An 11,700-nucleotide genomic window follows, 5' to 3' on the forward strand; every position below is an offset into this window, starting at 1 on the left:
GACAGAGGGGGACGGGATGTGCGGGATCGCGGGGATCGCATACACCGACGCGGCCGTTCCGGCCCGACCCGACGTGCTCCGGGCGGCCTGCGCCACCCTGCGCCACCGGGGACCTGACGACGACGGCGTCTACGCCGGCCACGGTGCGGGTCTCGCGGTCCGCCGGCTCGCGGTCATCGACCCCGGCGGCGGCCAACCCGTGGTGCGGGACGAGGACGGCGCCGTCCGGGCGATCCTCAACGGCGAGATCTACAACCATCGCCGGCTGCGCGAGGACCTCGTCCGCCGCGGCCACCGGCTCGCGTCCCACTGCGACACCGAGGTCATTCCCCATCTCTACGAGGAGTACGGCACGGACTTCGCCGCCCACCTGGAGGGCATGTTCGCGATCGCGCTGTGGGACGAGCGGCGACGCCTCCTCTGTCTCGTGCGGGACCGGCTGGGCGTGAAGCCGCTCTACTACGCGGTGCAGGCGGGCCGGATCGTCTTCGGCTCCGAGATCAAGGCCCTGCTCGCGGCCGACGTCAAGACCACCGTGGACCCACAGGCGATCAGCGACTTCCTGTCCCTCATGTACGTGCCGGGCAGCCGCAGCATCTTCGCCCAGGTGCGCAAGCTCTCCCCGGCGTCGATGCTGACCTGGCAGCAGGGCCGCTACACGGTCAAGCCGTACTGGTCGCTGGCCGGCCGGCCACAGCGCACCGGCCTGTCCGCCCGCCGGGCCGCCGGGATGCTCCGGGAGCTGGTCACCGAGAGTGTGGCGGCGCAGCAGCCCGCCGACGTGCCGGTGGGGTACTTCCTCAGCGGCGGCATGGACTCCAGTTCCGTCGTGGCGGCGGCCCGGGCCGTGCTGCCGGACGCCGAGCTCAAGACCTTCTCGGTCGGCTTCACGGACCCGTCGTACGACGAGCGGACCGCCGCCGCCACGGTGGCGCGCCAGTTCGGGTGTGACCACACCGAGGCGGTCGTCCGGCCACGCGCCGAGGACGTTGCCGACGGCCTGCTCAGCGGCTTCGACGAGCCGTTCGCCGACCCGTCGATGGTGCCGACGTACTACCTGTCGCAGCTCGCCCGCGAGCAGGTCACCGTGGTGCTGAGCGGGGACGGTGGCGACGAGATCCTGGCCGGCTACCTGACCTACACGGCCGACCGGCTCGCCCGCCACTACCGGCTGCTGCCGCGCGCGCTGACGGCCGAATTGATGCCGTTGCTGCTGCGGCACGTGCACGAGTCCGACCGCCGGATGACGTGGCAGTTCAAGGCCCGGCGGTTCGTCTCGAACGCGTTGGAGAGCCCGGGCCGCAGCCACTACCTGTGGCGGGTCGTGCTCAGCGAGGAGCGCAAGGCCAGGCTGCTCCACCCGGACCTGCTCGCCGCGTTGACCGACACCTACAGCAGCCACGCGCCGCACTATCACGCGGGACGGGGTTTCGACCCGCTCACCCGGTTCCAGTACACGGACACCAAGGTCTATCTCGCCGACGACGTGCTGACCAAGGTCGACCGCGCCGCGATGGCGCACGCGCTGGAGGTACGCGTGCCGCTGCTCGCCACGCCGCTGGTGGAGTTCGCGTTCTCGCTGCCCGGCCGCCTCAAGATGCCCGGGTACCAGCCGAAGCGGCTGATGCGCCGGGCGTTCGCCGACGTGCTGCCGCCGGAGATCGTGCGGGCGCCCAAGCGGGGTTTCAACGCGCCGATGGCCGCCTGGCTGCGCGGTCCGTACCGGCCGCTGGTCGACGCGTACCTCGGTCGCGAAGTGCTCGATCGGCAGGGCTTCCTGCGGTTCGCCGAGGTCGACCGGTTGTGGCGGGACCACCTGGCCGGCACCGGCGACCACAGCCGGGAGCTGTGGGCGGTCCTCATGCTGAGCATGTGGGCCGAGAAGCACCGGGCTTACCGATGACCGGCGCCCTGCTGGTGGTCTCGTGGCTCGTCGCGTTCCTCATGTGCCTCACCGTCGGCCGCGGAACCCGGTCACCGGTGGCCCGCTCGGCCGCGTGGCGGACCACGTTCATCGTCGCGACGGTCGCCATGGTCGGCGTGTGGGCCGGCGGGTTCGCGACGCACCTGGTGGCCGGGTGGTCCGTGGGTGGCGTGCTGCTGGGCACCTTCCTCGGCGCGGTCGCCGCCACCGCCACCAAGACCGGGCTGGTCGAGGACCATTCGGCGCCGTCGCCGGACGTACAGGACAAGATCCTTGCCTTCCATCGCGACCCGGACCTGCGATATCCCCGCAAGCTGGCCGGGAAGCGGGTCTTCGACGTCGTGGTCGCCGGTGTCGGCATCGTGACCACCCTGCCCCTGTGGTTCCTGGTCGCGGCGCTCGTCTGGATCGAGGAGCCCGGCCCGGTCCTCTTCGTCAAGTACTCGGTGAAGCGCGGCGGCGTCACCTTCCGGCAGTTCAAGTTCCGCAGCATGCACTACCACGCGGAGTCGCTGACCGGGCCGGTCCGCTCGTTCCCGGGCGACCCGCGCACGCTGCGGGTCGGCCGGTGGCTGCGTCGCTGGCACCTGGACGAGCTGCCCGAGTTGGTCAACGTGCTGTCCGGATCGATGAGCCTGGTCGGACCCCGCCCGCTGCGCAGCGTGCTGGTACAGGGCTATCTGCAGGAGATCCCCGGGTACGCGCAGCGGCACACCGTCAAGCCGGGGCTCGCCTGCATCGCGCAGATCGACCGCTACCGCCTCACACCGCAGGAACGCCTGCGCAAGGACAAGGTGTACATCCGGCGGATGGGCCTGCGTACCGATCTCACCCTGCTCGTGCGCGCGGTGCTGACCACCCTGGCCGGGCGGCGCGACCGGGCGGAGCGGGCCGAGGCACCGCCGCTGCCCGACCGCGGTGAGGCGCCCGACGCGCGCGACCGTTCGGCACACGCGAACGTCTTCTACCTCGACGTGCTCGGCGAACTGCTGCGCACCGGCGTACTGCACCGCGACATGCGGATCCTCGTCGTCTGCGGCGGGCGCACCGACCAGGAGGTGCTGGCCGCGGCGGGGTTCCGGCGGGTGGTGATCTCGAACATCGACGCGACCGACCCGGTCACCGACTTCGCGCCGTACACCTGGAGCTACCAGGACGCCGAGCGGCTCACGTACCCGGACCGGTCCTTCGATTTCTGCCTGGTCCACTCGGGTCTGCACCACTGCTACTCGCCGCACCGGGCGCTCCTCGAGATGTACCGGGTGTCCCGGGCGGGGATGCTGGTGATCGAGCCCTACGACAACCTGCTGACCCGACTCGGGGTCAAACTCGGGTTCGGCCAGGAGTACGAGCACGCGGGCGTCTTCTGCAACCGGTGCCACCAGGGCGGCGTGGCCAACACGCCGATCCCGAACTACGTCTACCGGTGGACCGAGCGCGAGATCGTCAAGACCGTGCACTGCGCCGCACCGCACGCCCGCCACGACATCGTCTTCATCCACAAGATGCGCCTGCCGTGGACCCAGCTCCGCAACCGCCGCAACCGGCTGCTCTACCGCGTCGTCCGGGTCGCCCAACCGGCGCTGAAGGTGGTCGAGGCGTGCGCGCCACGGCAGAGCAACAACTTCGCGGCGCTGGTGCTCAAGCCCGACCTGCCGGGGGCTCTGCACCCCTGGCTACGGCACGACGGTAAGGGCTTCATCCTCGACGACGAGTGGATGACCTCGCGCTACAGCCACCAGTGACGCCGTCACCTGTCGCGGCGGTGCACCTGGGAGCGGACCGTCGACCAGATGCGCCGGCCGAGGCGGGTCTTCTTGACCCAGCGCAGGCGCCCCACGATGCGTGGGTGCGGGCCCACCTGAGCGGCCCGCTGTCTCGGGATCCGGGCGAGCGCGGCGTAGGTCGCCGACGTGCCGGGCCGGGTGGCGTCCGGTTCGAGCCGCGTCGACGCGACGGCCAGGGCGGTGAACTGCTGCAGCGTGCGCGGGTCCGGCCGGCCGCCCCGGGCGGCGACGCGCAGCGCCCGCGCGACCGTGTCGCGGTGGATCAGCTCCGTGATCGGGCCGTGCGCGGTGTCGAGCAGGTCCGCGATCGCCTCGATGCCGTCGCCCTGCCACACCCGGGTGGCGGTGGACCCGCCGGTCGAGGCGCTCACGAACGGAACCTCCGACCACTCGGGCACGAGCCGTCGGATCAAGCCCGTGTGCAGCAGCCGTTCGCGCTTCTGGGCAGCGGTCAACGCGAAGGTGGCCGCGACGAAGCCCGGCGACAGGAACGGCGTGACCATGCCGGTCGTGTAGGCCGACGTGTACCAGCGGCGCACCCGCTCGACCAGGTAGAGGTAGTCGATCAGATGCAGGTCGCGCAGCCCGACCTCCTTGGCGTGCTCGACCAGCGCAGTGACCCGGCGTCGCTCGCCGGCCGACGCCTCCTCCGTGGCGAAGCCGGGTGGCGCCGCGGCCAGCAGCCGGTGCACCGCCGCCTGATCCGGTGGCACGTCGCTGTCGGCCGGTGGGTACCAGTAGCCCGTGGCCAGCTCGCCGGCGGCGCCGGTGAAGGTGGCGCCGCGCGGCCGCTCCGGCAGCCGGCCCCGCTGGGCGGGACGCGCGAGATAGGTCGAGGGGAACTGGTAGTCGTGTTGCCGCTGCAGCCGCCGGGCCCGCTCGGCCAGGCCCACCGTCAACACGTTGGCCGGCGCGCCGGCCAGCTGCAGCGTGTGCTCCGGTGCCAGGCCGCGTTTCTCCCGCAGCAGCGCGACGAGCTGGCGGGCGATCTCGCCCTCGGCCCGGGTGTCCTCGTTGGTCACGAACCGGGGCAGCCGGCCGGCGGCGACCAGCGAGGCCGCGATCAGCCGGGAGTCCTTGCCGCCCGAGAGGCCGAGGATGATCCGGTCGCCGTAGAGGTCGTGAATGCTGGCGGCGGTCGTCTTGAGGGCGTCGGCGGCGGCGTCCAGCGACTCTCGCACGGGCCGTGCCTGTGCCGCGAACCCGTTGGCGACCAGGTCGTCGACCCCGGGCCGGTGTGTCGAGGCGACCTCCCAGCCTCCCTCGCGCCGCCGCCCGGTCATCCGCTCGCCCGGACGCAGTTGACGGACACCGCGGATCGGCGAGAGCTCGCCGCCGAAGTGGCCGCAGACCGCGTACGAGGCCCAGCCGTCGAGATCGGGAGCGGCCGTGCCGTGCAGGAAGGCGGCCACCAGGCTGGGCCTGGTGCAGACGACCGTGACGCCGTCGGCCTTTGCCGTGAAGAGCCGGCACATGCCGAGCCAGTCCTGCTGGACGCTGACCCGCTCGCCTTCATCGACCGCGACCAGCCCGAACGGCGGGACGACGTCGGTGTGCGCGTCCTCGCCGGCCAGCAGCCGCCTGGCGAGCGCGACCGGCCCGCCGCTCACGTCGATGCCCACCGGCAGGCCGAGCGAGACGGCGGTGAGCGGACCCTCGGCGGCGACGGTCGGCCAGCGGTAGGCGCCCTGGTCGGCACAGTGGAGGACCGTCACACCCCAGTCGTCGCCGCCCAGGTCACGGCGTGCGTAGGAGTCCGGCACGACGCTCGAAGCGGCGGCCCTGAACCGTTCTTGTCGAGCGCTGCGCGTCTGGGCGGACAGCGGTCGCTCGCTGAACCAAACCAGTGCCACTAACACGTTCGTAACTCCCGGTTAATAGACGCTCGGCAACGTAGCACCATTCGTCCACCCGGAAGTGCCCCTTCGCCCATTTGCGACTAACGGCGGCCGACCCGGGCCGCGGCGGCGCGGAGCACGCCCGGGACCAGTTGGCGGTGCACGATGGACAGTGGCGGCCAGGCGACGTGGCCGACCGGCTGGGCGTAGTGCAGGAACGTCCAGAGGGACACCTGGCCGCCCGTCGTCACGACCACCATGTTCGCGTCGAGCCACCAGGAGGCGGCCGCCAGGCGGATCCACTCCTCCCGTTGCTCGGTGATCCGCCAGCCGGCCACGGTCTCCACCGAGGCTTCGCGGCTCAACCGCAGCGCGAGGATGCCGCGCCAGATCAGCAGTTCGCCGGCGCTGGGTGTGTCGCCGAACATCGCGCGGGCCCAGCTTTCCGGTGTCGCCTGGACCGGCGTGGTGAGCGTGAATCGGTCCGCGTAGTGGACGTGTGGCAGGCCGTGCAGCGCCGCCGGGATGTGGCTCGTGCCCACCATGCTGTCGACGGTCATCTCTCCCCGTCCTTCCAGAGATGTATACGATGGCGTACAACTCCAGGCTAGCCGCTGTTATACGGTGGCGTATATAGAAGGCGGGCAGAATATTGGGCGCGCTGCGCACCACGCGGGAGCAGTGGGTCGAGGCCGGGCTCACGGCGCTGGCCTCCGGCGGGCCCGACGCCGTGCGGGTCGAGGCGCTGGCCAAGGCCCTCGGTGTCACCAAGGGCGGCTTCTACGGCTCATTCGCCGACCGCGAGGCGCTGCTCGACGCGATGCTCGACACCTGGGAGCGCGAGAGCACCGACGAGGTCCTCGCCCGGGTCGAACGCGAGGGCGGCGACCCGCGCACGAAGATCAAGCGGGCCGGCGTGCTCACCTTCTCCAGCGGCCGCCTGCTGCCGATCGACCTCGCGGTCCGCGACTGGGCCCGGCGCGACGAGGCCGTCGCCGACCGGCTGCGCCGCGTCGACAACCGCCGCATGGGCCTGCTGCGCGAGATGATCGGCACGTTCTGCGCCGACCCCGACGAGGTCGAGGCCCGCAGCCTGCTGGCCTTCTGCGTCCTCATCGGCGAGCACTTCCTCGCCGCCGACCACGGTGGACGCACCCGCGCCCAGGTCCTCGCGCGCGCCGGCGAACTGATCCTCGATCAGCCGCATCGAGACGCGTAAAATCGCGTTCGTGGCAGAGGGGATGACCGACCCCACCCTCGACGACGTGCTGCGGGCGGCGGGTTTCGAGGTCACCGAGGCCGGCCGGCGGCGCTGGCGGGCCGAGCTGTCGCGGCCCATCCCCGCGGCGGCGCTCCAGGACGCCGAAAACCTGCTGGCCCGGGTTCGCGGTCGAGCCGCGTGAGCGACATCGCCGCCGTCTACGACGGATCGGCGCTGCTCGCGTACGCACACGGCCAGATCGGCGCCGCCGAGCTGATCTCCGAGATCAACGCCGAGGGCCGCCAGGTCGGTGTCCCCGCCGCCTGCCTGGCCACCGCGCTGGCCGCGCTGACCGACGACTGGGACGTCAAGCAGCTCATGTCGCTGATGGGCACCCGGACCATGGTCGTGCTGCCGCTGGGCGGGGCCGACCCCGCCGAGGAGCTGCGGCAGGTCGGCGAGCTCGCCCGGCTGGCCGGCGGTGACCTGGACGTCGGGCACGCGGTCGCGGCGGCGCTGACCCACCGGGCCTATTACGTCACGGCCAACCCCAAGGCGGCCGAGGTCGCCCTGCCACCGACCTGGCCGGTCCTCGACCTGCGCCCGGTCCGGCTGGTCAGCGACCGCTTCGGCCTGGCCGTCGCACCCACCAGCACGGACTCGCCGGCGCCGCCTCCGCGCGACGACGAGATGCCCCACCAGGTCGAGCCCATGCTGGCCACCCTCGGCGAGCTGCCGACCGCCGCCGGCTGGGGCTACGAGTTCAAATGGGACGGTGTGCGGGCGATCGCCCACCTCGACGGCGACCTCCGCCTGCGCGGCCGGCACAACCTGACCCTCGCCTACCCGGAGCTGGACGCGCTGCGGGCGATGCTCGCCGGCCGCCGGGTGGTGCTCGACGGCGAGATCGTGGCGCTCGGCCGTGACGGCCTGCCCAGCTTCGCCGCCCTCCAGCGACCCGGAGCCACGATCCGTTACTACGTCTTCGACCTGCTCCACCTGGACGGCACCGACCTCACGAGGCTGCCGTACGCCGAGCGGCGGGACGCCCTCGCGCGCCTCGACATCACCGGCGACCCGGTGGACACGCCGCCGTACTGGACGGGAGACGCCGGCCCGGCCCTGCTGGACGCGGCCCGGGAGCTGGGCCTGGAGGGCGTGATCGCCAAGCGGCTCGACTCGCCCTATCGGCCGGGCCGGCGGTCGGCGGCGTGGGTCAAGGTGCCGCTGTCCAACGTCACCGAGGTGGTCGTGGCCGGCTTCAAGCCCGGCCGCCGGTCGATCGGCTCGCTGCTGCTCGGCATGTACGACGAACACGACCGGCTGGTCTACGTGGGCCAGGTCAGCACGGGCTTCACCGCGGCCACGCTGCGCGACCTCCGCGAGCGCTTCGAGCCCCTGCGCGACCCGAGCGCCCCGTTCGACGGCCCGGTGCCACGCCAGCACGCCCGGCACGCGGAATGGCTGCGCCCGGTGCTGGTCGCCGACGTCACGTACCGCTCCTGGACACCAGAAACCCGCCTGCGCCAACCGTCCTGGAAGGGCCTACGACCCGACCGCGCCCCCACCGAGGTCCGCCTGCGGACCTGACTCAGGATGTCCCAGCCCGCGGTAGGTTCGCGCGCATGACAGACACCCTCGACGCGGCCCTGGACGGTCTCGCCGAGAACCCCGCCCTCCCCACGGAACTGGTCCGCCGGTTGATTGTCCATCGTGGAGGCCCCCACGCGGTGGCCAAACGGGCGGACCTGACCGACGACCTGTTCGACGAGATCCTCGCGTCGGATCATCGCTGGTTGGCGCACTCGCTCGCGCTCAGCCGCCACCTGCCGCCGCACGTCAGCCTGCGCCTGGTGGCTCACACGGACGCCGGCGTGCGAGCCGCGCTGGCCGCGGGACAACGGGTCGCGCCCCGGGACGTGTTCGCCCGCCTGGTCGACGACCCGGACAAACGGGCCCGCGAGCATCTCGCCCAGAACGGGAACGTCCCCGACGACCTGCGGGCGCGCCTGGCCCGCGACCCGGAGCCGTCCGTGCGGGCGCTGCTCGCGAGGTGGTGGGTCGGGGCTCCGGAGGAGGTCCGGCGGATGCTGCTGACCGATCCGGTCGACGAGGTCCGCGGTGCGGCCGGCACACCTACTACGCGAACCTGCCCCACCCGGTCCCACCGGCGGACCTGCATCCGCGGCTGGTCGACGATCCCGTGACGCGGGCAGGCGCCGTGCGCCATCTGCGACTGACGGGGCCGATGGCCGATCGGTTGGCCGGAGACCTCGATCCGGACGTACGCCGACAGGTGGCGGGGCACCCGCGACTTCCGGCGCACCTGCGGGACCGGCTCGGTGCCGACGTCAGCGCGCGGGTGCGCGTCGCGGTCTTCGCTCGCCCGGACACCCCCGACGGGCTGCGCGCGCAGATCTACGCGGCGGTCATGCGGCCGTCCCAGGAGATCGAGCACACGATCGCCGTCCTCGAGCTGAGGAACCTCGACCTGCCCTGGGTCACCGCCGACCCGCTGCCGCACGTCTCCTCGCCGTACACCTGTTTTCGCAGCTCCGCTGCCCGCAACCGGGCACTGCCGGCGGACGTCGCGGCGCGGCTGCTCCGTGACGACGAGAGCGTCGTCCGCACGACCATGGCCAGGCACGCGCCGCACCTCGTCGACGCGGACGCCGCGGAACGCATCGACCGCGAGTTCCGGCCGGACAAGCGGACGCTCTGGCGGCCGGCCGACGAGTTTCCGCTGCCACCGTCGACGCTGCGCCGGCTCGCGACGGATCCGGACCCGCGGATGCGCCAACTCGCGCCCCGCGACCCGGACCTGCCACCGGACCTGGCGAGCCGCTTGGCCGCGGACCCGGAGCCGTCCGTGCGCCAGGCGGTGGCCACCCACCCACGCTTGCCGACCCCGGCCCTCGTCACCCTGCTGACGGACGACGAACCGTGGGTCGTCAGCACCGCGGCCGCCTCGCCGACGCTGCCTGTGTCCGAGATGGAGCTGATCCTCAACCGTGCGGGGGTGGCAACGAGACCGTGACGACCAGGCCGCCGCCGGGGTTCGGGCGGGCCGTGGCTTCGCCGCCGTGTGCGCGGGCCACCGAGCGGACGATCGACAGGCCGAGGCCCGCGCCCTTGGCGGTGACCAGGCGGTCCGCGTCCAGGCGGCGGAAGGGTTCGAACAAGCCCGGTAGGTCGTACGCCGGAATGACCGGTCCGGTGTTGGTGACCTCGAGAACCGCGCCGCCGTCGGGTGTGGTCCGGGTCGCGACCCGGGCGAAGCCGCCGGCGACGTTGTGCCTGATCGCGTTCTCCACCAGGTTCTGCGCCAGCCGTTCCAGCAGCACCGCGTCGCCGCCGGTCGGTGCCGGCCGGGCCGCTTCCGTCAGCGTCACCTCGGCCGCGCGGGCCTCCGCGGCGGCCTGCGCGACCACGTGCGTCGCGATGTCGGCCAGGTCGATCTCCTGCGGGTCGACCACCTCGTGCTCCGAGCGGGCCAGCAGCAGCAAGCCGGTGATCAAGCGCTCCTGACGGCTGTTGATCTCCAGCAGCGTCTCGCCGAGCTGGCTCACGTCCGGTGACGCGGTGCGGCGGTTCATCGCCACCTCCACCAGTGCCCGGTTGAGCGTCAACGGCGTACGCAGCTCGTGCGACGCGTTGGCGACGAACCGGCGTTGGCTCTCGAACGACCGGTCCAGGCGCTCGACCATCGTGTCGAACGTGTCGGCCAGCTCCTTCACGTCGTGGTCGCCGCCCGTGAGGCCGATCCGTTCGTGCAGGCTCAGGTCGCCGCCGCGGGCGATGCGGCGGGCGGTGTCGGTGACCCGGTGCAGCGGCGCCAGCACGCGGCCCGCGATCAGCCAGCCGAGGCCGATCGCCGCGGCTCCGACCACGCCCAACGCGATGCCGCCCTGGGTGAGCTGCGAGGTCAGTGCTTCGGTGCGGAACTCGGCCGTCTGCCGCGCCACGAACTGCGGCACGTCGTCGGCGGGGATCTGCTCGCCGTCGGGGCCCTGGAAGAACACCGCGTCACGGGTGCCTGTCCCCGCGCCCGAAAACTCCTTGGTGACCATCACGCCGCGGGGGAGCTGCTGCTGGACCAGGACGTGCGTCACGCCGAGCACGACCAGGCCACCCAGCAGGAAGAGCCCGCCGTAGACCAGGGTGAGCCGGGCACGCAGGGTCGGACGGAAGCGCCTCATGAGATCCGGTACCCCTCTCCCGCCAGGGTTTCGATGATCGGTGGGTCGCCGAGCTTGCGGCGCAGCTTCAGCACGGTGAGCCGGACCGCCGAGGTGAACGGGTCCGCGTTCTCGTCCCAGACCTTCTCCAGCAACTGCTCGGCACTGACCACGGCGCCTTCGGCCCGCAGCAGCTCGGCGAGCACCCCGAACTCCTTCTTGGACAGTGGCACGTAGCGGTCGTCGCGGAACACCTGGCGCCGCGCGGTGTCCAGCAGGATGCCGGCCCGGCGCAGCACCGGTGGCAGGGCCGGGCGGGCGCGCCGGCCGAGGGCCTGCACCCGGGCCGCCAGCTCGACGAAAGCGAACGGCTTGGGCAGGTAGTCGTCGGCGCCCAGGGACAGTCCGGCCACCCGGTCGCCGACCTCGGCGGCCGCCGTCAGCATCAGGATCCGCGCGGTCGTGTCCGAGCCGACCATCGCCCGGCACACGTCGTCGCCGTGCACCTTCGGCAGGTCGCGGTCGAGCACCACGACGTCGTAGTCGTTGACCGCGAGGCGTTCCAGCGCGGCGTCCCCGTCCAGCGCGACGTCGACGGCGTGCGCGTCGTCACGCAGCCACTCCGCGATCGCCTCGGCGAGCAGCCGTTCGTCCTCGACCACCAGGATGCGCATCGGCTCATGGTGCCGAGCCAACCTGTTTCTTCGCTGTTAGCGGTTTCGGAAGCGCCGCCGAAACGGGCGCGGGCGAAGACTTCGCCGCCATAGCGGGC

The 11,700-nt window shown here is 72.4% G+C and carries 11 protein-coding genes; 7 read left to right on the forward strand and 4 right to left on the reverse strand.

Going from position 1 to position 11,700, the window contains the following annotated elements:
* Positions 1-16 precede the first annotated feature (16 nt).
* Both asnB and Air01nite_RS09625 read left to right on the forward strand, forming a co-directional pair.
* A complete protein-coding gene (gene asnB / locus Air01nite_RS09620; RefSeq protein WP_203701638.1) occupies positions 17-1,903 on the forward strand; it encodes an asparagine synthase (glutamine-hydrolyzing) in 1,887 nt (628 codons plus the stop codon).
* Entirely contained in the window at positions 1,900-3,669 is a 1,770-nt protein-coding gene (locus tag Air01nite_RS09625; RefSeq protein WP_203701639.1) for a sugar transferase, read from the forward strand. Before asnB ends, Air01nite_RS09625 begins: the two co-directional genes overlap by 4 nt.
* A gap of 5 nt (positions 3,670-3,674) precedes the next feature.
* On the opposite strand, the gene Air01nite_RS09630 is transcribed toward Air01nite_RS09625, so the two are convergent.
* Entirely contained in the window at positions 3,675-5,474 is a 1,800-nt protein-coding gene (locus tag Air01nite_RS09630; RefSeq protein ID WP_239090606.1) for a hypothetical protein, read from the reverse strand.
* A 176-nt stretch (positions 5,475-5,650) separates the two neighbouring features.
* Complete coding sequence (locus Air01nite_RS09635; protein ID WP_203701640.1) at positions 5,651-6,109, reverse strand: hypothetical protein; 459 nt, start codon at positions 6,107-6,109, stop codon at positions 5,651-5,653.
* A 92-nt stretch (positions 6,110-6,201) separates the two neighbouring features.
* On the opposite strand from Air01nite_RS09635, the gene Air01nite_RS09640 reads away from it, so the two are divergent.
* Genes Air01nite_RS09640 through Air01nite_RS41045 form a run of 5 tightly spaced genes read left to right on the forward strand, consistent with a single transcriptional unit; the run spans position 6,202 to position 9,787 of the window.
* A complete protein-coding gene (locus tag Air01nite_RS09640; RefSeq protein WP_203701641.1) occupies positions 6,202-6,768 on the forward strand; it encodes a TetR/AcrR family transcriptional regulator in 567 nt (188 codons plus the stop codon).
* A 10-nt stretch (positions 6,769-6,778) separates the two neighbouring features.
* The gene (locus Air01nite_RS09645; RefSeq protein WP_203701642.1) at positions 6,779-6,952 is read left to right on the forward strand and encodes a hypothetical protein; all 174 of its coding nucleotides are present in this window, start codon (positions 6,779-6,781) and stop codon (positions 6,950-6,952) included.
* A complete protein-coding gene (gene ligD / locus Air01nite_RS41035; protein ID WP_239090607.1) occupies positions 6,949-8,340 on the forward strand; it encodes a non-homologous end-joining DNA ligase in 1,392 nt (463 codons plus the stop codon). The genes Air01nite_RS09645 and ligD overlap by 4 nt, the downstream gene beginning before the upstream one ends.
* 35 nt (positions 8,341-8,375) lie before the next feature.
* Positions 8,376-8,957: a hypothetical protein gene (locus Air01nite_RS41040; protein WP_239090608.1), complete on the forward strand. Its 582-nt coding sequence runs from the start codon at positions 8,376-8,378 to the stop codon at positions 8,955-8,957.
* A 41-nt stretch (positions 8,958-8,998) separates the two neighbouring features.
* Positions 8,999-9,787 (forward strand): hypothetical protein, encoded by a 789-nt coding sequence (locus Air01nite_RS41045; RefSeq protein ID WP_239090609.1) that lies wholly within the window; start codon positions 8,999-9,001, stop codon positions 9,785-9,787.
* Here the strand turns inward: Air01nite_RS41045 and Air01nite_RS09660 are convergent.
* Positions 9,756-10,949: a sensor histidine kinase gene (locus Air01nite_RS09660; protein ID WP_203701643.1), complete on the reverse strand. Its 1,194-nt coding sequence runs from the start codon at positions 10,947-10,949 to the stop codon at positions 9,756-9,758. The genes Air01nite_RS41045 and Air01nite_RS09660 overlap by 32 nt on opposite strands.
* Positions 10,946-11,602 (reverse strand): response regulator transcription factor, encoded by a 657-nt coding sequence (locus Air01nite_RS09665; RefSeq protein WP_203701644.1) that lies wholly within the window; start codon positions 11,600-11,602, stop codon positions 10,946-10,948. Before Air01nite_RS09665 ends, Air01nite_RS09660 begins: the two co-directional genes overlap by 4 nt.
* Positions 11,603-11,700: the final 98 nt, after the last annotated feature.

Source organism: Asanoa iriomotensis (assembly GCF_016862515.1).
In the GTDB taxonomy this organism is placed as follows: domain Bacteria; phylum Actinomycetota; class Actinomycetes; order Mycobacteriales; family Micromonosporaceae; genus Asanoa; species Asanoa iriomotensis.